This is a genomic window from Nitratireductor sp. L15S-10 (assembly GCF_045011005.1).
GTDB lineage: Bacteria > Pseudomonadota > Alphaproteobacteria > Rhizobiales > Rhizobiaceae > Nitratireductor.
This window is the reverse complement of the sequence record NZ_CP120674.1, coordinates 1,220,783-1,240,108: the sequence shown is the minus strand read 5'-3', so window position 1 is coordinate 1,240,108 and position 19,326 is coordinate 1,220,783. Positions and strand designations below refer to the sequence as shown.

The following is a 19,326-nucleotide window of genomic DNA, read 5'->3' as shown; positions in this document are numbered from 1 at the left end:
CTTCAGCGCACGGACGTGCAAGCGCGTTCTGATTTGAGTGGGAAGACCGGCATGGCGTTGAGCGAAGCAATCACAGGCGCAGAGACCAGAAAGCATGGCCGCGACATTGGCTTTGCTGTTGGCATTGTCATCATCCTGGCGGTGCTTTTCCTGCCCATACCAGCCTTTTTGATCGACGTCGGCCTCGCATTCTCGATCGCGCTTTCAGTCCTGATCCTGATGGTCGCTTTGTGGATTCAGAGACCACTGGATTTCTCCTCCTTCCCCACCATCCTGCTCATCGCGACGATGCTACGGCTTTCGCTCAACATCGCCACGACCCGCGTGATCCTGTCCGAAGGCCATGAAGGGGCGAACGCGGCCGGTTACGTTATCGGCGGCTTCTCGCAGATGGTGATGAGCGGCGATTTCGTTATCGGTCTTATCGTCTTCATGATCCTGGTGGTGGTGAACTTCGTCGTCATCACCAAGGGTTCAACACGTATCGCGGAGGTCGGGGCCCGCTTCACTCTCGACGCCATCCCTGGCAAGCAGATGTCCATCGACGCCGATCTTTCTGCCGGCACGATCGACGACAAGGAAGCGCAGCGCCGCCGGGCTGAACTCGAAGAGGAAAGCTCCTTCTTCGGCGCGATGGATGGCGCCTCGAAATTCGTGCGCGGGGATGCGATCGCCGGTCTCCTCATCACCGCCATCAACATCGTTGGCGGCATCGCCATCGGCTATGCACGCCACGACATGAGCATCGGCGAAGCGGCGGATGTCTTCACCAAGCTTTCTGTGGGCGACGGCCTTGTCTCGCAGATCCCCGCACTCATCGTCTCTCTGGCGGCCGGCCTGCTTGTCTCCAAGGGCGGCACGCGCGGCTCCGCGGATCAGGCTGTGTTCGGACAGCTCAGCGCTTACCCGCGCGCGCTCTTCGTCGCCGCGATGCTTCTGACAGTGCTCGGCCTCGTTCCCGGTCTTCCCTTTATTCCGTTCGTGGCGCTTGCCGGCATCATGGGCGGTATAGGCTATGCATTGCCACTGCGTGCGCGCCAACGGCGCGAAAAGGAGAACGAGGCACAACGACAGGAACAACTTTCCCAGGAAGAGGAAGAGCGCAACTCCGTCAAATCCTCTCTGAAAACCGCAGAGATCGAGCTCCTTATCGGCAAGCAGCTTTCGACGCGGCTTCTGGCGTCGCATCAGGAGCTCGCCTATCGCATGAGCAAGATGCGCAAGAAGTTCGCCGCGCAGTATGGGTTCGTGGTGCCCGAGGTGCGCCTGACCGATGACTATTCCATTCCTCCAAAGAGCTACCGCATCAAGATTCACGGCACTGTAGTCACCGAGTATCAGATGCGTGTGGGAGAACTTCTGGTGCTCGTCGGCAACAACCGCATGCCAGATATGCCCGGTGAAGAAGTCAAGGAACCCGCCTTTGGCATGCGGGCTTTCTCAGTACCGGAAATGTTCGCCGATGACCTGAAGCGCGAGCGCTATGCCTTCGCTGACAATATGTCGGTGCTGCTCACCCATCTAAGCGAAGTCATCCGTAACAACCTGCCGCAACTCCTTTCCTACAAGGACATGAAGGCGCTCATCGAGCGGCTCGACCCCGAATACCGCAAGCTGGCAGACGAAATCTGCTCATCGCACATCACCTATCCCGGCCTGCAGGCAGTGCTGAAACTGCTCCTGGCAGAGCGGGTGTCGATCCGCAACCTGCACCTGATCATCGAGGCGATTGCGGAGATCGCGCCGCATATCCGCCGCACCGAGCAGATTGTCGAGCATGTGCGTATTCGCATGGCACAGCAGATCTGCGGAGACCTGACCGAAGGCAACACGCTCAAGGTCCTCAGGCTCGGCGGCCGCTGGGACCTCGCCTTCCACCAGGCGCTCAAGCGTGATGCCAAGGGCGAAATCCGCGAGTTCGATATCGATCCGCGGCAACTCGAGGAATTCGGACAGGAAGCGAGTACCGCCATTCGCAAACATCTCGATGCCGGCGAACGCTTCGTTCTTGTCACCGCACCGGAAGCACGCCCCTATGTTCGCATGATTACCGAGCGTCTCTTCCCCACACTCCCCGTCCTCAGCCATGTCGAGATGGCAAAAGGCGTCGAGCTCAGCGTATTGGGTTCAATTTCCTGATGCGCGGCGCCGGCCTGCCCCTGTTGATTGCACCGGCAACCTGAGACCATGCTGGAAACCCCGCTCCTGGCCGCCTTCCTCGCCTTCTGTCGCATAGGCGGCTGCTTCCTGTTCATGCCCGGCCTTTCCAGCGTCCGTGTGCCAATGCAGGTGCGCCTCTTCGCGGCGGTTGCGGCAACGCTCGCCATGCTGGCGCATCTTTGGGATGTGATCACCCCACATGTCTCAGACGAACCCGGCCCCCTCTTCCTGCTGATCGCCTCAGAACTGGCCATCGGAGCATTGATCGGTCTCATCGCCCGCTTCTACGTTCTGTCGCTTCAGTTCATCGGCACATCCATGGCGATGTTCTCCGGCTTCGGTATGGCTGCAGGTGGCACGGCTATCGAAGAACCGGAAGCCCAGCCGCCCCTGACGGCATTGATATCGCTCTCTGCCCTGATGCTGCTTTTCGTTCTCGATTTTCATCATCAGATCATTCGCGCGCTTGTGGTTTCCTACGAGCTTGCACCGATTGAGAGCCTCTTTGACCCGCAATCCGCACTGACCGATATCACCGATACGCTGTCCGACGCATTCTTCGTGATGATCCGGCTTGGCAGTCCGTTTCTGGCCTATGCGATCCTGGTGAACCTCGCGATTGGCTTCATCAACAAGCTTACACCACAGATCCCGATCTACTTCATCTCCCTGCCCTTCGTGATCGCCGGGGGCATCATTCTTCTCTATTTCGCCATTCCCTCATTGCTTGGCCTGTTCGCCGAGGGCTTCTTCCCAATCTTCGAAGGTCGCTAACAATGCCGACACCCCGTCAGAAGCGCCTGCAGAAACTGGTTCTGGTGATGCAGCGTCTCAAGGATTTTCATCAGGCCCAACACGCCGCGCACATCGCCGAAGCCGCTGTTGCGCAGGAAGAGGCAAAAGCCATAACCGAGACGCTCGATGCCGGAACGGCCATGACCGCATTGTTCCCGGAACTTTATCACCGTCGCGTCGCCAACGCGCTCGAACGCAGCCGTACAAGCGCCGAACGCGCCCGGCAGGAAGCACATCGCCTCTTGCAGGCCGATGCACGCGGCAACGCGCTGGCCCGGGCCTATCGCGAGGCCAGTGATCTCTCCGAGCGCAGCACTGCTGACAGGGAACGTCTGGAGTTCATCGAGCGCGGCAAAGCAGGTGAGACTTAAGCCTCCCACAAGCTTCTTCTGGGAAGATGCTGCCTACGAAAACGAATGATGGAGGACGCCTTGGCGATATCGCCTCCCGGCGACATTGTCCTGAACGTCGCGCGCGCCGCCGACCCCGCCAAAGCTGCCGCCGCGAAAGCGCGGCTCCAGGCGAAATCGGACGTGACCGCGAGTTTCTCGGCAGTGCTCGACAGCAATTCTGTCCAGGCTTCGAAGATCAGCGCACACGCACCTTCCGATGTCGAGAAGAAATTCGAGGCAATGGTCCTGCAGAACTTCATGCAATCCCTTCTCCCAGAGGAGACGTCCGCCGTCTACGGCGAGGGTCTCGCGGGCGAAATGTGGCGCTCCATGCTGGCACAGCAACTGAGCGAAACACTGGCAGACAAGGGCGGCATAGGCATCGCACGCAATGTCCTGCGCGACTACACGGTGGAGAATGAAAAGCCCGTGCCAATTGGCGCGATCTCTCAAACACCGGAGCAGGAAGAGATCGGCAGACGCGCGCTTCTTTCCACTGCCATGGTCGAGGAAATCGAACGAGAAGCAGCCAGGACCCTTGGCGTGAACACGACCCCGGCCGGCGGCGATAAAGACAGCTGAAGTTCAGGAACGGAACAACACCATGTATGATATGACCTCCGCAGCAAATTCCGAAAATGCCTCCCTGACGATGAACCAGCATGGTGGGGCAAGCGCTCTGGCGATCATGCGCCGCATTGAAGAAACCATCGACGCCGAGACAGCTGCGATCCGCAATGATCCCGCCTTCGATCTCAAGGCTTCCAATGCGCGCAAAAGCCGTCACCTCTACGAACTTACCCGTGCATTGAAAGGGGCCAACGAGGCCGGCCTGGCCAGTGCGCATCGGGATGCTCTGATCCGCCTGCGCGACAAACTCGCCGACAACGAGGCCACCATCCGGGCTCACATGGGCGCAGTGAATGAAGTTGCCGATCTTCTGCAAGACGCCATCCAGCGTGCCCAGACAGACGGCACCTATTCGCAACAGGAATTCGGACAGGCCGCGCCGGCATGATCAAATTCGTCTTTGCCGCTCTCTGGATCTGCGCCGTCACGGTTGGAACGATGCTCTATTCGTTCCAGTTCTCGCAGGCGAAGAACAGCGCCGAGCCGCCACCTGCATTTTTTGGCGGCCTCGACTATGTAAGCACCGATGTCATCTCGGTACCGGTGATAAAGGCCGGGGCGGTGGAAGGCTATTTCTTGACCCGCCTCTCCTACTCGGTGGACTCCAAAAAAGTTCCCGCGCTCAGCATCCCTGTCCAGACGATGCTGGTCGATGAGATTTACTCCCACCTCTATGCAAACCCCGCTATAGACTACGCAAGCAACGAGGCTTTCGACGTCGTTGCCTTCCGGGACGGACTTCGCGACAGCATCAACCAGCGGGTCGGCGAAAAGCTCATCCATGAAGTATTCATCGAGCAGGCCGATTACCTGTCGAAGGCCGAGATCCGCGACAAGACCGCACGCAGCAGGCTCGGGCCGGCTGAGACGGCGGGCTCCGCCCCCGGCAAGAGTGCTCACTAAAACACCATTATGGTCACATCGGGCGGTGTTCCAGACTTCTCCGGAGTTGAGAGTATCGCCCTCCCAGATCCCTGCCAGACAGGAGAAGCGGCGGAGATCCGGACAGGGTTCGGGCCTCCGCCTTCTTCTTTCACGGCCCGCAATCTCAAAATCAGCTCAGAGCTTGTGAAGAAGCTGCTTCCGTCGAGTGAGAGAACCAAGGATAACTATCACATATTATAATCATGAACCATTTCTACAAAGTCTAAGCATTAAACAATATTAGATATAAAACTTATAAGTTCAAACATAATACCGGAAAAAACTCGTTCTATATGAACTTTTGTATCCAAGCGCCTCATTCTTGTCCAAAATGGATTTGTTTAATGTGGATATAAGGCGTTGCCTTATACGGCCAACGTATGCAAACAGTCTTTCGCTACTTCGGTGATCTCACCAATTTTCGGTCGAGATGCGAAGCTCTGTTTCGACGCAGCGGTTTACGCAGGCCGAAAGAGTATAGTTTGGAGATTTACAGTGAAGATGACCCAGCCCTCGGTCAAAGTATCCACCGGCTCACCCGGTAATGAATATCTTGATGTTTTCGACAGCAATGCACAAAGCCCCTGTTTACCGCTTCTGGCAACCGCCATCGGCTACAAACTGCGCCGCGCGCAGCTTGTCGTGTTTCAGGATTTTCAAAAATCGTTCGCTTGCGTGAAGCTGCGGCCAACGGAGTTTGCGGTCCTGTCGCTGATTGCCACCAACCCGGGCCAGAAGCAAACCGAAGTCGCGGAGCAATTGGGTATCAAGCGCGCGAATTTCGTCGCACTCATGGACTGCCTCGAGACCCGCGGTCTGGCCGAGCGTCGCAAAGGCGATATCGATCGCCGTTCGCACTCTCTGCACCTCACGGAGAAGGGCTCCGATTTCATCGCGGAGATTTCAAAACTGTGGGCTCAGCATGAGAAGCGGATCATTGAAAGGCTAGGGGGAGAAGACAACAGAGACGCTCTGATCGCTCTTCTCGACCGTCTGCTTGCCGGCAAGAAACGCGTGTCTATTCCGCGTGGTTGAGGCAAATAAAGACGTTGACGTAAACGTCAATGAAAGCCTACTGTTTGCCAGCGGCGGGTCGTAGCTGAAACGGCTATCGCCAACTGAATGACAACACGACGCAGATGCGCGTACAGGGAGAACTTGAATGGGGATGGACGCAATTGCCGAGAAAGTGAAGTCACGCGTGGCAACTTCGGATTTCAGTCGGTCGGTGAAATTCGACTGCGGAGAGGACGGGGTGATTGTTGTCGACGGGAGCAGCGTTTCCACCGAAGACAGCCAGGCTGATTGCATCATCAGCTTGTCCAGGAACGATCTTGAAGCAATGATCGCAGGCGAACTTGATCCGACCGCCGCGTTCATGCAGGGAAAACTGAAGGTTGACGGAGACATGACTGTCGCCATGCAGTTGAGCCAGGTGCTTTAGCACGTCTCTCTGCGAACAGAGCCGCAGAGGCTGCGATGCAGGTGCTTTTGGGGCGGCTCGCAACATGAGTGCGGTCCGCCCCGGCACTCTCAGGCAACCAGGCTTCGCACCACCGCTTTCCGGCCGGTGGGATAAAGCGTTCCAGACGCGTGTAACAGTGCACCCGGCGTGAGTTCGAGAGCCAGAAATCTGTTCGTCTCGTAAGGGCCGGGCATCGAAAGCGCCGGCGTCAGGTCGGCTGAGAAACCAAAGCGGCCATAATAGCCTGCATCACCAACGAGCAGGATTGCCAGGTGTTCCAGCCGACGTGCCTCGGCAATCGCATGGCGCATCAACGCAGCGCCGATACCCCGCCCGGCAAATTCCTTCTCGACCGCCAGCGGCCCAAGAAGAAGGGCGCTGGATCCCTCGTTGCCCAGACGAACATTCCACAGACGGACAGAGCCGATCATACGGCCTCCCGCGTCACGCGCAACGAAAGCCAGGCCTTCCGCCGGCAAACGGCCGCTGCGCAGCTTCTCCGAAGATTTTGACTTGCGCTTGGGCCCCATGACGCGATCCAGCAGAGCTTCCCGCTCGGCAGCGTCCCGGGCACTTTCGCAAAGAATCGAGAAGGCAGGCGCAAATGCGCCGCCAATAACAGCCTGTTCCATAACCCTGATCCCGAAATCCGGAAAATCCGGCCCGCGCATAGCGCGCGGGCAACGCAGCTTTATGTCAGATCACGTAGGATCGGAGCGGCTCGAAACCGTTGAATGCCACAGAAGCATAGGTCGTTGTGTAAGCGCCCGTCCCCTCGATAAGAACTTCATCGCCAATGGTCAGCGATAGCGGCAGAGGATATGGCGTTTTTTCATACATGACATCAGCGGAATCGCAGGTCGGGCCGGCCAGCACACAGGGTGCTGTCTCCCCGCCATCGTGACGTGTCACAAGCGGATAGCGGATTGCCTCGTCCATGGTTTCTGCCAGGCCGCCAAACTTGCCGATGTCGAGATATACCCAGCGCACATTGTCGTTGTCCGCTTTCTTGGAAATCAGCACGACCTCGGACTTGATCACACCGGCATTGCCGACCATGCCGCGCCCGGGTTCGATGATCGTCTCGGGAATGCGGTTGCCGAAATGCTTGCGAAGCGCCGAGAAGATCGCCTGGCCATAAGCCTGTGCGGCAGGCACGTCGCGCAGGTAACGCGTCGGGAAGCCGCCGCCCATATTGACCATGCGCAGCACGATACCTTCGTCCGCAAGCGCACCGAAAACGCCACGGGCGTCGGCCAATGCACGATCCCAGGCGTCCAGATCGGTCTGCTGCGACCCGACGTGAAAGGAAACCCCATAGGGATCCAGTCCAAGAGCGCGGGCATGGCGCAGGACATCAACAGCCATGGTGGGTACGCAGCCGAATTTGCGCGACAGCGGCCACTCAGCGCCGGCGCCATCCGTCAGGACACGGCAGAACACGCGTGAGCCGGGCGCGACACGCGCAATTTTCTCCACCTCTTCCTCGCAATCGACCGCGAACAGGCGAATGCCGAGTTCATAGGCACGCGCAATGTCGCGCTCTTTCTTGATCGTATTGCCATAGGAGATGCGGTCTGCGGTGGCACCGGCATTCATCGCCATCTCGATCTCGGCCACCGAAGCCGTGTCGAAGCTGGAGCCCAACTGAGCAAGAAGACGCAGGATTTCCGGCGCCGGGTTGGCCTTCACAGCATAGTAAATCCGGGAATCGGGCAGCGCCTTTTCAAAGGCGCAGAAATTGTCGCGCACCACGTCGAGATCAACGACGAGGCAGGGGCCCTCGGGACGTCGGGTGGCGAGGAAGTCGAGAATGCGCTGGGTGGCCATCATGTCTCTCCAATCGCGGCTTTCAGGCCGCGTTACCGAAGCTTCGAAACTGCAAAAGCGAACTCGCTTCCGCGGTGGACAAAGGACGCGGCATGCGCACACGGGAGCCGGCAGGTGGAGAGCACCGGAACCAGGTCATGCGATAACGCGCTACGATGCACTTCCGCCTCGCGGCGAAGATGCGCTTTGTCTGCCTCAGCTTTGGATGGGAGACCCCAACCGCACTGCCGGCAATGAAGGTGTGCCTCTTCAGTAACCCCGGCTTTTGGACAGCCGGCAGACACCAGAAAGGCCCGCACCGTCGTTGCTTCAAGATGTCCTCGGTTTGATGGTTGGCCATCAGACCGACTGGAGCGGTTAGGTCCAGGTACCGTACCGGTTTCCTCGCCATTTTCGAGGCCCGGCGGACACCCACAGGCACGTGCGACTTTGGGCAGCGCGGATATAGGCGCAACGGCTGTCACAATCAATGAAAAATTTTATGTCCTTGAAAAAAAGCGCGTGAATGCCGACCTTTGACGCTCCGGTGCGATGAGGAAAACGACGATGATCAAGATGCGCGATACGCTGAACGCTTTCCTCGCCTACCCGGACACATCTCCTCCTCCCAGTGGCGAGGGACCGTTGGCAGGTCTGACACTTGGTGTGAAAGATATCTTCGACGTGGCGGGATATCCGACCGGTGGCGGCAATCCGCGCCGCGCTGAATGCTATCCCCGCGCCCCGAACACGGCACCAGCGATCCAGCGTCTTCTCGATGCGGGCGCCCGCTTCATCGGCAAGACCCAGACCGACGAACTGACCTTCTCGATGATCGGGCAGAACGCTCACCACCCTGCTCCGGTCAATCGCGCCGCGCCGCAGCGTTTCACCGGCGGCTCTTCCTCCGGTTCGGCGGCCGCGGTGGCTGGCGGGCTCGCTGACATCGCCGCCGGATCCGACACGAATGGTTCAATCCGCGCGCCCGCTTCATATTGCGGCCTGATCGGGCTGCGCACGACGCACGGGCGCATCCCCCTCGAGGGAGCCATGCCGCTCGCTCCTTCCTTTGACACGTTTGGCTGGTTCGCGCGTGACGCCGTCGCCTATGCACGGGTTGGCGAAGTGCTGCTTGGGAGCGACCCGCACAGGGATCTTCTCGTGCGCCCGGTTCGCATTTCCGAATTCGAGGCGCTTCTCTTCGGTGAGCAGGAGCGCACGTCCTATGGCACGATGCTTGCCACAGTCATGCACCATTTCGACCGCGAAGCTGCCTTCCTCGCGCTGCCCGGCTCCATGGACAGGCTGTTTGAGTGTTTCCGTCTCATTCAGGCTTTCGAGGCGTGGCAGGTGCATGGCGAGTTCATCCGGACCGCGAAACCGCAACTCGGTCCCGGTGTCCGGGAACGTTTCGAGTTTGGCAGCCGCATCAGCCTTGCTGCGGTGGCCGAGGCGCGCGCCGAACGCCAGCGCTTCCAGCAGGATTTCGCCGCGTTGTTCGATCACGACATGGTGCTGGTCATGCCGACCCAGCCGACCGTGGCCCCGATGAAGAATGCAACGCGGGAAGAGCTCGACCGCTACCGAAGCCTGGCGCTCAAACTCACCGCCATCGCCGGCCTGCTCGGCTGGCCTCAGATTACCCTCCCTCTCGGCCAGGTGCATGATGCCCCCTTCGGCATCTCACTTCTCGGGCCCGCCGGCAGCGACCGGCAGCTCATCCGCATCGCCGCCGATATTCTCTCCGGAAGCTGAAGGAAACTCTCGTGGACACACTCAGCCGCATGCGCGCATTCGTCGATGTAGTCGAGGCCGAAGGCTTTTCCGCCGCCGCCCGAAAAGTCGGAAAATCGAAGGCGCTTCTGTCGAAATATGTCCGCGAGCTCGAAGATGAACTGGGCGCGCTTCTGCTCAACCGCACCACAAGGCAATTGTCGCTTACGGAAGCCGGCCATACCTATTTCGCCCGAGCCGTGGAACTGTTGCGGGACGTCGAGGACCTTGCCGAAGCGGTGCGTGATTCCTCCGGCGATGTTCGCGGCAGGATCAGGCTTTCCGCCCCGCGTACATTTGCCGATGCTCCCATCGGTCAATCGCTCATCGATTTCGCCAGCGCGCATCCAGACGTCACGCTTGAAATCAATCTCGACGACCGTTTCGTGGACCTGGTCGAAGAAGGGTTCGATCTCGCCATTCGCATCACCAAGCTCGCCGACTCCTCGCTGATCGCCAAGCGGCTGGCCCCGTTCCGCGTGGTGCTTTGCGCTTCTCCGGCACTGATCTCCCGTCATGGCGAACCGGGTACGCCGCAGGAGCTCACCCATTTACCCTGCATCGTGGACACCAACAGCCGTTACCGCCAGAACTGGCCCTTCAGACTGAAAGATGGCACAACCGTGAATGTCCCGGTCACCGGGCGCCTGGAGGTAAACAGCCCCATGGCGGCCAGGGCAGCAGCTTTATCCGGCCTGGGTTTCGCGATCCTTCCGGACTTTATCGCAGATCCGGAAATCAGCGCCGGTCGTCTTGTGCCCCTGCTCGAGCAGAACAGCTTCGACGGTGCCGGGATTTATGCCATCTATCCGCACCGACGCTATTTGCCCGCAAAAGTCCGTGCCTTTGTGGATTTTCTCGCGCAGTGGCTGAAAGAAAATTACCCCAACAAATAACACCCCGTCCAATTTCCGCCGGTTTCGTGTACATAACAGCACGGACGATCTGGGAGCAGGACTGTTGCATATGCCGATTCGCAGGAATTTCACGCCCGGAGTTGGCGCCACCCTTCTTGCCCTTGTATGCGCCACCCCCGCCTTTGCTCACCCACACGTGTTCGCCGAAGCACGGCTCGATGTGAATGTCGATGCCGGGGGAAACGTAACGTCCCTGCATCATGTCTGGCGCTTCGACGACCTTTTCTCCAGCACGGTTCTGGTCGAGTTCGACAAAAACCAGGATCTTGTGCTCGATCAGGCGGAACTCGAAGAAGTGGCAAATGTGGTTCACGGGTCGCTTGCCGATTTCAATTATTTTCAGCTTGTCACCAAAGGCGGCAAGGACGTGCCCATGCAGGCCCCCGAACGGCTTGTGGCCGATTTCGTCGATAACCAGCTCATCATCCTGTTTGAATCCGAACCCGAAGCGCCCCTTCTCCTTGTCGGCGAAGTCGCCTTCGGCGTCTACGACCCGACCTTCTACACAGCCATCGACTTCGTTGAAGACAGCTATATGACCGTCAACAATCTCCCGGCTGACTGCACCAGTAGCGTTGTCCGACCGGATCCTGATGAAGCGATCGCCCAAAATCAGCAGACCCTGACAGAAGCCTTCTTCAACGATCCGACCGGCAATGACATGAGCCAGATTTTCGCGACCCGCCTGGAGTTAAACTGCAGCAAGGATAGCTGACCCATGCTTCCATTCCGCCGTGTCGTCATCGCTTCCGCAGCGATTACCCTACTGGCCGCGGGTGCGGCGATGGCGCAGAGTTCGCTCGGCATTGGAGCGGCCGAACCCGCCATCACCCCGTCCGGCCCGTTTGCCGGCACCCTGCAATGGATCAACACTCACCAGCAGGCGTTTTATCGCACTCTGACCGGCGCGTTGAAGGCGATGCGCGACGATGGCAGCAAACTGTGGGTTCTTATCGGCCTCTCCTTTGCCTATGGTGTTTTCCATGCAGCCGGTCCGGGGCATGGCAAGGCCGTCATTTCTTCGTATATGCTGGCCAATGAGGTCGCGCTACGGCGCGGTGTGATCCTCTCCTTCGCCTCTGCACTTCTACAGGGTCTGACGGCCGTCATCCTGATGGGCGTTGTCTTCCTGGCTTTGCGCGGCACATCAATCTCCATGACCGATGCCGCATGGTTTCTTGAAACTGTCAGCTTCGGCCTGATCGCCGCTTTTGGTGCCTGGCTCCTCTGGCGCAAGCTCTCAGGTCTGATGCGTACCCGTGCTTCACCCCTCGCCACCGCGGTAGCGCATTCCCGGGTCGCGCCGGCAATGCACAGTCTTTCAGCAGCGCACGTCCATGAACACGCCCATGATCATGTGCATGCTGCTGATGACGATCATCATGACCATTCCACCTGCGAGCACGGTCATGACCATCACACGCACGATCACACATGCGGACATGAGCATCATCACGGGCACGAACACGCGCATGACCACGGTCCCGGTGATGTCTGCCCCAGCTGCGGTCACGCACATGCGCCGGACCCGAGTCTGCTGACGGGAGAGCGTTTTGACTGGAAAACCGCTAGCTCTGCCATTGCCGCGGTAGGTATACGCCCCTGCTCGGGCGCCCTGATCGTGCTCACCTTCGCCTTTCTGAACAGCCTTTGGCTTGGTGGCGTTCTTTCAGTTCTGGCCATGTCCATTGGAACGGCGATCACTGTTTCGGTTCTGGCAACACTCGCTGTGACAGCAAAGAACTGGGCCGTGGCACTGTCGGGTGGCAACCGTGCGAGCAACCGCGTTCACAACGCCATCGAGATCGGCGGCGCTGGCCTTGTACTGGTTTTGGGCCTGACGCTCCTTGCCGCAAGCCTTGCGGCGTGACCCCCGGTCAGCTGTATCAGTTGCGCTTCCGCTGGACGCGGGCGCGCAACCAGAAGACCATGAAAAATGCCAGTACAAACAGGACGGCAACCACACCCGCGACCCAGGGCGAATAGGCGCCGATGGCGAGCATGATGCGCGGCATCAGATAGGCAACGACACCAAAACCGATGAGGATGAGCGCGGCTGCGACCGCCGCCTTGCGATTTTCCGACAAAGGATCCTGCCTGTCTGCTCGCCGAGCTCCAGGGTCAGTCCCTGAAAGCTTCCAGCCTTTTCTTCTGACGGCCTTCCTTATCGAAATTGGCCGGATCAAGCCATGCGTCAAATGCACTTTTTAGCGCCGGCCATTCGCTGTCGAGTATCGAAAACCAGGCCGTGTCGCGGTTTTCGCCCTTTACGATCATATGCTGACGGAAGACGCCCTCAAACTTGAAACCAAACCGTTCTGCGGCGCGACGCGAAGGCAGATTGGCATTGTTGCACTTCCATTCGAAGCGCCTGTACCCAAGATCATCAAAGATGTGGCGGGCAAACAGATAGAGCGCCTCGGTCGCCCGCACGCTGCGCGATATCCCCGGTCCCCAATAAATGTTACCGGCCTCGATAACACCGTTGGCCGGGTCTATACGCATCAGCGCCTGCCGGCCGCCGACTCGTTCTGTCTCCCTGTCGATCACTGCGTAAAAGAACGGGTCGGTGCTCTCGGCCGCCTTTTCAAGCCAAGGCCTGAAAGCCTCTTCGCTTTCCGGCGGATATTCTGCCAGCCAGCGAAATCGCTCATCCGCGTCGGCAACCGTGGATACGGCATAAAGACCGTTGCCGTGGAGCACCGGGTCAAGGGGTTCGAGCCTGACGGTACGTCCCTCGAGCACCCTGCGTTCCGGGCGCGGTCTGGTGCTCCAGTGAATAAGATCGTTCTGCATACGCATGTTCTCCAGCCTTGCCTGTGCTCTGCCCAGCCTTGTCATCATTCTGCAAAGCATGGTGGCGCGCCGCATGAAAGGCCCAGCAGGACATGCGGACCTGCGCCAGGCAACGCGTGAAGAAGCATGAGATAGAAACGGACGAGGCGGCCACTGGTCGGCCGCCCCGTTTCGAACCGTGCTTGGGAGGAGGAAAGCCGATCCGACAGTCAGAATCCTAACTGCCCAATCGTTAACGTTTACTTAACGGAATCCCTCAAATCGCAATTACCTTGTCACGATCTCAGGCCCCATAAGGCTGTAGGGCAACCATGTTGACATAACCGGCATATAGGTAACCAGTATCAGGAAGATAAACAGAACTGCCACAAATGGCGCCGCCGCACGCACCACCTGGATCAGGCTCATGCCGGTTATGCCGCTTGTCACGAACAGATTAAGCCCGATCGGCGGCGTGATCATGCCGATTTCCATGTTCACCACCATGATGATGCCAAGGTGGACCGGATCCACGCCCAGTTCCATGGCGATAGGGAAAACGACCGGCGCAACGATAAGGAGCAGTCCTGAGGGCTCCATGAACTGGCCACCCAGAAGCAGAAGCAGGTTCACGGCGATCAGGAAAGTAAACCAGGTGAATCCGGCGTCGACCATGAGACCGGTGATGGCCTGGGGGATGCGCTCCGCCGTAAGCACATGGGCAAAAAGCAGCGCGTTGACGATGATGAACATCAGCATGACCGTTGTGCGCGCAGCATCGACCGTCACTTTCCGTGTCTCTTCATTGAAGAAGGCGCGCAGGAAATTCCGGCCCATCAGGCTCAGATTGCGCCGCCAGATCGGCAGGCTTGCCAGGAGCAACCCCGGCAGCGCCGCGGGTCCGCCCCTGCCGCGCCACAACGCATAAGCCACCATCGCCGCCAAAGACAGGAAGAGCCCGGTCACCGTGCGTCCCTGCAGCGTCACCCCTTCCCAATCTGCTGTCAGGAAGAAACTCAGGATCATCCAGACAAAGAAGAATGCGAGCGCATAGACCGTGGCCGAAAATCCCACCTTTGCGCGCGGGCCATCTGCCTCCTTCACCCACCGTTCGTTCTTCATTGGCCCCATGTCGCGATAGACGAACAGTGCCACCGCAAACGAGTAGACAGCGGCAACGGCAGCCGCTTCGGTGGGTGTGAAAACCCCGCCATAGATGCCGCCGAGAATGATGATGATCAAAAAGAGGCCCCAGCCCGCCTCCTTGCCGCCCTCGACAATCTCGTGAAAACCCTTCCACTCCTCCGCCGGCAGGTTGCGGACCCGTGCCATCACATAGATGGCAACCATCAGCATCAGACCTGCGACGAGCCCCGGCACCACACCGGCCAGAAACATGCGCCCGACAGAGACATCCGTCGCCGCCGAATAAACGACCATCACGATGGATGGCGGTATCAAAATCCCGAGAGTGCCGGCATTGGCGATGATGCCGGCCGCAAACTCCTTGGAATATCCAACCTGCCGCATACCGGCGATGGCAATTGTACCAATCGCAACCACCGTTGCCGGCGACGAACCGGAAAGGGCGGCGAACATCATGCATGCCAGCACTGAAGCCATCGCCAGACCGCCACGAAAATGACCGACGGACGCAATGGCGAACCGGATGATGCGCCGTGCAACGCCACCTGTAGACATGAAAGCCGAGGCCAGAATGAAGAAAGGGATCGCCAGAAGCGTGTAGTTCTGCGACGCAGTAAAAAGCTGCAGCGCCACCGAGGAAATGGAATCGCTTGAAAAGAACGCGATGATGATGAGAGACGAGAGCCCCAGGGCCACCGCTACCGGCACCCCCAGAAACAACAGGAGCAGAACGAGGACGAAAAGAATGGCTGGTTCCATCGCCGCTACTCCTTCAGGGCATCTTTGTTTTGGGCAACGAGATCTTCTGCCTCGTGGCCGGCAATGATCAGGTCGCGCTCGCCCCTGGCGATACCCACCACGCCCTCAAGAGCGCGAAATGCAAGGAGAGCAAGGCCGATCGGTAACATGAGATAGGCCACCCAGCGTTGTACGCGATCCTGTAGCCCGAACGCCTCCTGCATCCAGAGCGGATACCGAAGATCATCGAGCCCGGTGCCGCGGTCGAACATGAACTTCCAGTAGCCAATGGCGCCCGTTTGACGCCAATTGGTCGACACATCGGCCCCCACCAGTGTCATCCAGCCTGCATAGAGAAGAATGAAGGCGTAAAGAAAAACACAGACGGCGCCAAAAATAGCCACCGCTTTGAACAACCGGGAAGGAAGCAGCCGGATGAAAGCATCGACCCCCAGATGAATGCCGTTCTTCACGCCATAACTCATCCCGAACAGGATCATCCACGCAAACAGGATACGCGTGAACTCGAGCGCACCGCCCCAGCCGCTGTTGAAGCCATATCTGGCAATAACCTGGGTGAAAGAGACAAATGTGATCGCCGCCAGAAGTATGGCTAGCACGTTTTCTTCAAACCGCCCGACCGCATTGGGAAAACGCCGTTCCAGAAGGAACATGACGGCCACGATTGCCACGAGCCCGAGCGCCGGCCATAACAGAACCATGATTTCCCTCCCGAAGATCGCCTGCCACAAGACCGCCCGCACGCAGCGGACGGCCCTGCATAACGCGACGAGGGGAGACGTCGCGTCGGGAAAGACTGAAACGTCAGGAGCCGCTTGCGGCAGCTGAATCGATCAGTTCCTTGCCGATATCACCTTCGAACTTCGCCCAGACGGGCTTCATGGTTTCGACCCATGTCGCGCGCTGCTCAGAGCTCAGTTCACGGATCGTGCCACCGGCATCAAGAATGTTCTGACGGCAGGTTCCCTCCTGGTCGGCAACATTGGCATTGGCCGTCTCAGTCACTTCCTGAACAATGGTGACGAACTGGTCGCGCACCGCCGGATCAAGACCCTCCAGCCACTCCGTAGAAGTCACCAGGAGATAGGCGAGAAGCTGATGATTGGTCTCGGTGATACCGTCCTGCACTTCAAAGAATTTCTGCGTGTAAATGTTGCACCAGCTGTTTTCCTGGCCATCCACGACACCCGTCTGAAGTGCGCCATAGACTTCCTTGAAAGCAAGTTTCTGCGCCGAAGCGCCCATTGCCTCGATCATGGCAACGGCGACGTCGGAGGTCTGAACACGGAACTTGAGTCCCGCCGCGTCCTGCGGCTCCAGAAGCGGCTTCCCGGCCGAGAACTGCTTGAGACCGGAAGACCAGAAACCAAGGCCCGTATAGCCTTCGTCTTCCATCACGGTGAGAAGGCCTTGTCCGTCATCTGACGTGGTGAATTTGTTCACCGCCTCCAGTGTGGGGAACAGGAAAGGAAGGTCGAACAGGCGATATTTGAGCGTGTAGGCCTCGAACTTCGCAAGAGAAGGAGCAGCCAGTTGAACATCGCCAAGAAGCAGAGCCTCCATCACCTTGTCATCGTCATAAAGAGTCGAATTCGGAAACACCTCCATACAGGCGGTTCCGTTCATTTCCTCATTCACCCGGTTTGCCAGAAGCGTCGCCGCATCCCCCTTGGGATGGCCTTTTTCGGCAACCACGTGGCTGAACTTGATAACCATTTCGCCGTCGTCGCACTGGGCTTGGGCCTGCCCTGCAAACATGGTCAGGGAAAGCGCCGAGACGGCACCGATCAGAAGTCGCATGGTGTCTCCTCCACTCCGCGGTCCGCAGAATGCTGCGGCCGAAAAATCGCGGCCTGTCACCGCCTGTTTCTTTTCTGGCAAGGCATGGGCGATCCTCCGCGCCGATGCGCCATTGCAAATGTATCCTGTGATACAGGCAGAGCGAAATCAAGCGAGACGGGAACTGCCTCCCCATTTTCTCCCTTATGCTTTAGTCTGAGTATTCCCGTTCGTCGGCGATCACCTTGCCATCGCGCGGCAGGCTACCGGGTTCAGCCAGGACCACGCGGCCACCGATCCTGGTCACATCGCGCAGCGTCGTTTCGATGGCGGTGGCGTTTGGCGTGGCGCCGGCAAGCACCTCCACATGCAGGGTCATGGCATCGCTCGCGCCATCCCGTGCCACAACGAGCCGGGCCCGCTCAATCTCAGCATGCCTGCGGGTGAGTTCGGCGATTTGTTTGGGGTCGACGAACACGCCCTTGACCTTCGTGCGTTGGTCGGCGCGCCCCATCCAGCCTTTGATCCGCATATTGGTCCGACCGCACGGACTTGTGCCGGGTAAAACGGCTGAAAGGTCACCCGTGCCAAGCCGCACCAGAGGATAGGACTCGTTCAGCGAGGTCACCACCACCTCGCCCACCTCCCCATCGGGAACCGGATCGTCGGTCCCGGGCCGAACAATTTCCACGATCAGGTTTTCGTTCACCACCATGCCCGGGAGCGGTGCCCCGTCAGCCCCGGAGGTTTCATAGGCGATCACACCGAACTCGGCCGTCGCATAGCACTGCATCACGTGAATTCCCCGCGCGCGATACGCTTCGCGCATGGCAGGAAAAAGAGCCCCCCCGGAAACCAGACCAATCCGGATCGACGAAAGGTCCCTGCCGTCGCGATCCGCCCGTTCGAGCATCGTCTGCAGAAAATCCGGCGTTCCGGCATAGACATCCGGTCGAAAGGTCTCCGCCGCCTCCACCTGCATGTCCGTATTGCCCGTCCCCGCTGGAAACACGCTGCACCCCAGCGCACGCGCGCCCGTATCCAGCACGAAGCCGCCCGGTGTCATATGATAGGCGAATGCATTGTGAACTCGCGCCCCCGGCCGCACGCCAGCGGCAAAAAAGGCACGCGCGGCCTGCCAGGGATCGGCCCCCGCGCCTTGTATTTCCCATATCGGCCCCGGGGACATGAAAATCCGCGCGCCCTCCAGCGCGTCGGGATCGACAAAACCGCCGAACGGCGGAGACGCCTTTTGCAGGTCCAGAAGTTCCGGTTTGCGCAGGACCGGCAGGCGCGCAAGGGCCGCACGATCTACGATGCCGGAGAGATCATGCCCTGAAAGCCAGTTCGCAAGCCCATCTGCCTTGGCCACGGCACCGCTCAAAAATTCCGGCAGCCTTGAAAACAGGTCACGTTCGCGCTCGGCTGGATCACGAATTTCCAGCGCGTCGAAATGCGGGGACATGGCTCCTCCCGAAGGGTTTTGAGCATGTTATCGCAACAATCGCCCCCCGCGGGCAAGGCCGACCAAGGTCATGCATCGAAAGCCGGTCGGAAAACGCGAGAAAGGCAAGCCGCACTTTGCGGCCTGCCATAGTCATGTTCTCGATCAGGAAACGCCGGCAGTGCGCGTCAGGACGAAATTCGTACCATTGGCCAGCGTGCAGTTCATACGGTCGCTCGATGCCAGAAGGCATGTCGCTGAGGTCTGCCGCTGACTCTTCAACGAATAGAAGGAAAGATCGATGGTCTGCGCCCCACGATGCGAGTAGGAGCCTTCCGTCAGGACCTCGCCGGTCTCCACCGCCCGCGAGCTGAAGCGGCCGCCCTGAAGGGTCGACACAGCCACACCGTCCGTACCCATCCACTGTCCTTCGACACCGGTCTGGCGTGCTGCGCGCTGTCCGCCACCGTCTGGCATAACCGTCTGGCAGCCGGCCAGCGCAAGTGCTGAAACGACCGTCGCAAGCGTCAGAATTTTGCTTGTCTTCATGGTTCTGGC

Annotated in this window: 21 protein-coding genes; 12 read left to right on the top strand and 9 right to left on the bottom strand. The window is 59.1% G+C overall.

Features of this window, described 5'->3' with window-relative positions:
• The first annotated feature begins 51 nt into the window (after window positions 1-51).
• The 8 genes from flhA to P2W41_RS05905 all read left to right on the top strand — a co-directional run bounded on the left by flhA (window position 52) and on the right by P2W41_RS05905 (window position 6,345).
• Window positions 52-2,139 carry a flagellar biosynthesis protein FlhA gene (gene flhA, locus P2W41_RS05940; RefSeq protein ID WP_404934564.1) on the top strand — a complete coding sequence of 696 codons (2,088 nt, stop codon included), beginning with the start codon at window positions 52-54 and terminating at the stop codon, window positions 2,137-2,139.
• A 48-nt stretch (window positions 2,140-2,187) separates the two neighbouring features.
• Entirely contained in the window at window positions 2,188-2,934 is a 747-nt protein-coding gene (gene fliR, locus P2W41_RS05935; protein ID WP_292897032.1) for a flagellar biosynthetic protein FliR, read from the top strand.
• Between the two features lie 2 nt (window positions 2,935-2,936).
• Window positions 2,937-3,326: a hypothetical protein gene (locus P2W41_RS05930; protein ID WP_404934563.1), complete on the top strand. Its 390-nt coding sequence runs from the start codon at window positions 2,937-2,939 to the stop codon at window positions 3,324-3,326.
• Between the two features lie 60 nt (window positions 3,327-3,386).
• Window positions 3,387-3,929 (top strand): rod-binding protein, encoded by a 543-nt coding sequence (locus tag P2W41_RS05925; RefSeq protein WP_404934562.1) that lies wholly within the window; start codon window positions 3,387-3,389, stop codon window positions 3,927-3,929.
• A 70-nt stretch (window positions 3,930-3,999) separates the two neighbouring features.
• A complete protein-coding gene (locus P2W41_RS05920) occupies window positions 4,000-4,365 on the top strand; it encodes a hypothetical protein (protein ID WP_404934929.1) in 366 nt (121 codons plus the stop codon).
• The gene (locus P2W41_RS05915; protein ID WP_404934561.1) at window positions 4,362-4,880 is read left to right on the top strand and encodes a hypothetical protein; all 519 of its coding nucleotides are present in this window, start codon (window positions 4,362-4,364) and stop codon (window positions 4,878-4,880) included. The genes P2W41_RS05920 and P2W41_RS05915 overlap by 4 nt, the downstream gene beginning before the upstream one ends.
• A 381-nt stretch (window positions 4,881-5,261) precedes the next feature.
• The gene (locus P2W41_RS05910; protein ID WP_292897036.1) at window positions 5,262-5,936 is read left to right on the top strand and encodes a MarR family winged helix-turn-helix transcriptional regulator; all 675 of its coding nucleotides are present in this window, start codon (window positions 5,262-5,264) and stop codon (window positions 5,934-5,936) included.
• Window positions 5,937-6,063: 127 nt separating this feature from the next.
• A complete protein-coding gene (locus P2W41_RS05905; RefSeq protein WP_404934560.1) occupies window positions 6,064-6,345 on the top strand; it encodes an SCP2 sterol-binding domain-containing protein in 282 nt (93 codons plus the stop codon).
• 89 nt (window positions 6,346-6,434) lie between these two features.
• On the opposite strand, the gene P2W41_RS05900 is transcribed toward P2W41_RS05905, so the two are convergent.
• Both P2W41_RS05900 and odc2 read right to left on the bottom strand, forming a co-directional pair.
• Window positions 6,435-6,998: a GNAT family N-acetyltransferase gene (locus P2W41_RS05900; protein WP_404934559.1), complete on the bottom strand. Its 564-nt coding sequence runs from the start codon at window positions 6,996-6,998 to the stop codon at window positions 6,435-6,437.
• 64 nt (window positions 6,999-7,062) lie between these two features.
• Entirely contained in the window at window positions 7,063-8,196 is a 1,134-nt protein-coding gene (gene odc2, locus P2W41_RS05895; RefSeq protein ID WP_292900267.1) for an ornithine/lysine decarboxylase, read from the bottom strand.
• A 546-nt stretch (window positions 8,197-8,742) separates the two neighbouring features.
• Between odc2 and P2W41_RS05890 the strand changes: the two genes are divergently transcribed.
• From P2W41_RS05890 to P2W41_RS05875, 4 genes are all read left to right on the top strand, one after another.
• Window positions 8,743-9,930: an amidase gene (locus P2W41_RS05890; RefSeq protein ID WP_404934558.1), complete on the top strand. Its 1,188-nt coding sequence runs from the start codon at window positions 8,743-8,745 to the stop codon at window positions 9,928-9,930.
• An 11-nt stretch (window positions 9,931-9,941) separates the two neighbouring features.
• Complete coding sequence (locus P2W41_RS05885) at window positions 9,942-10,844, top strand: LysR family transcriptional regulator (RefSeq protein WP_404934557.1); 903 nt, start codon at window positions 9,942-9,944, stop codon at window positions 10,842-10,844.
• Between the two features lie 70 nt (window positions 10,845-10,914).
• Complete coding sequence (locus tag P2W41_RS05880) at window positions 10,915-11,580, top strand: DUF1007 family protein (protein WP_292897041.1); 666 nt, start codon at window positions 10,915-10,917, stop codon at window positions 11,578-11,580.
• Between the two features lie 3 nt (window positions 11,581-11,583).
• Window positions 11,584-12,735: a nickel/cobalt transporter gene (locus P2W41_RS05875; protein WP_292897043.1), complete on the top strand. Its 1,152-nt coding sequence runs from the start codon at window positions 11,584-11,586 to the stop codon at window positions 12,733-12,735.
• Between the two features lie 16 nt (window positions 12,736-12,751).
• On the opposite strand, the gene P2W41_RS05870 is transcribed toward P2W41_RS05875, so the two are convergent.
• From P2W41_RS05870 to P2W41_RS05840, 7 genes are all read right to left on the bottom strand, one after another.
• Window positions 12,752-12,952: a hypothetical protein gene (locus tag P2W41_RS05870; RefSeq protein WP_292897045.1), complete on the bottom strand. Its 201-nt coding sequence runs from the start codon at window positions 12,950-12,952 to the stop codon at window positions 12,752-12,754.
• A 34-nt stretch (window positions 12,953-12,986) separates the two neighbouring features.
• Window positions 12,987-13,661, bottom strand: coding sequence for a GNAT family N-acetyltransferase (locus tag P2W41_RS05865; RefSeq protein ID WP_404934928.1), 675 nt, complete (start codon window positions 13,659-13,661; stop codon window positions 12,987-12,989).
• A gap of 267 nt (window positions 13,662-13,928) precedes the next feature.
• A complete protein-coding gene (locus tag P2W41_RS05860) occupies window positions 13,929-15,545 on the bottom strand; it encodes a TRAP transporter large permease (protein WP_404934556.1) in 1,617 nt (538 codons plus the stop codon).
• A gap of 5 nt (window positions 15,546-15,550) precedes the next feature.
• Window positions 15,551-16,246, bottom strand: coding sequence for a TRAP transporter small permease (locus P2W41_RS05855; protein WP_404934555.1), 696 nt, complete (start codon window positions 16,244-16,246; stop codon window positions 15,551-15,553).
• A 103-nt stretch (window positions 16,247-16,349) separates the two neighbouring features.
• On the bottom strand, window positions 16,350-17,345 hold the full coding sequence (locus P2W41_RS05850) for a DctP family TRAP transporter solute-binding subunit (RefSeq protein WP_292897051.1): 996 nt from the start codon (window positions 17,343-17,345) through the stop codon (window positions 16,350-16,352).
• Window positions 17,346-17,535: 190 nt separating this feature from the next.
• Entirely contained in the window at window positions 17,536-18,789 is a 1,254-nt protein-coding gene (locus tag P2W41_RS05845) for a phenylacetate--CoA ligase family protein (RefSeq protein ID WP_404934554.1), read from the bottom strand.
• A 144-nt stretch (window positions 18,790-18,933) separates the two neighbouring features.
• Window positions 18,934-19,317: a hypothetical protein gene (locus P2W41_RS05840; protein ID WP_292897054.1), complete on the bottom strand. Its 384-nt coding sequence runs from the start codon at window positions 19,315-19,317 to the stop codon at window positions 18,934-18,936.
• Between the last annotated feature and the right edge of the window lie 9 nt (window positions 19,318-19,326).

Excerpts from the sequence above, each read along its gene's own strand:
- flhA (WP_404934564.1), top strand. The coding sequence starts at position 52 with ATGGCGTTGAGCGAAGCAATCACAGGCGCAGAGACCAGAAAGCATGGC.
- fliR (WP_292897032.1), top strand. The coding sequence starts at position 2,188 with ATGCTGGAAACCCCGCTCCTGGCCGCCTTCCTCGCCTTCTGTCGCATA.
- P2W41_RS05930 (WP_404934563.1), top strand. The coding sequence starts at position 2,937 with ATGCCGACACCCCGTCAGAAGCGCCTGCAGAAACTGGTTCTGGTGATG.
- P2W41_RS05920 (WP_404934929.1), top strand. The coding sequence starts at position 4,000 with ATGAACCAGCATGGTGGGGCAAGCGCTCTGGCGATCATGCGCCGCATT.
- P2W41_RS05915 (WP_404934561.1), top strand. The coding sequence starts at position 4,362 with ATGATCAAATTCGTCTTTGCCGCTCTCTGGATCTGCGCCGTCACGGTT.
- P2W41_RS05905 (WP_404934560.1), top strand. The coding sequence starts at position 6,064 with ATGGGGATGGACGCAATTGCCGAGAAAGTGAAGTCACGCGTGGCAACT.
- P2W41_RS05900 (WP_404934559.1), bottom strand. The coding sequence starts at position 6,998 with ATGGAACAGGCTGTTATTGGCGGCGCATTTGCGCCTGCCTTCTCGATT.
- odc2 (WP_292900267.1), bottom strand. The coding sequence starts at position 8,196 with ATGGCCACCCAGCGCATTCTCGACTTCCTCGCCACCCGACGTCCCGAG.
- P2W41_RS05890 (WP_404934558.1), top strand. The coding sequence starts at position 8,743 with ATGATCAAGATGCGCGATACGCTGAACGCTTTCCTCGCCTACCCGGAC.
- P2W41_RS05880 (WP_292897041.1), top strand. The coding sequence starts at position 10,915 with ATGCCGATTCGCAGGAATTTCACGCCCGGAGTTGGCGCCACCCTTCTT.
- P2W41_RS05875 (WP_292897043.1), top strand. The coding sequence starts at position 11,584 with ATGCTTCCATTCCGCCGTGTCGTCATCGCTTCCGCAGCGATTACCCTA.
- P2W41_RS05865 (WP_404934928.1), bottom strand. The coding sequence starts at position 13,661 with ATGCAGAACGATCTTATTCACTGGAGCACCAGACCGCGCCCGGAACGC.
- P2W41_RS05860 (WP_404934556.1), bottom strand. The coding sequence starts at position 15,545 with ATGGAACCAGCCATTCTTTTCGTCCTCGTTCTGCTCCTGTTGTTTCTG.
- P2W41_RS05855 (WP_404934555.1), bottom strand. The coding sequence starts at position 16,246 with ATGGTTCTGTTATGGCCGGCGCTCGGGCTCGTGGCAATCGTGGCCGTC.
- P2W41_RS05850 (WP_292897051.1), bottom strand. The coding sequence starts at position 17,345 with ATGCGACTTCTGATCGGTGCCGTCTCGGCGCTTTCCCTGACCATGTTT.
- P2W41_RS05845 (WP_404934554.1), bottom strand. The coding sequence starts at position 18,789 with ATGTCCCCGCATTTCGACGCGCTGGAAATTCGTGATCCAGCCGAGCGC.
- P2W41_RS05840 (WP_292897054.1), bottom strand. The coding sequence starts at position 19,317 with ATGAAGACAAGCAAAATTCTGACGCTTGCGACGGTCGTTTCAGCACTT.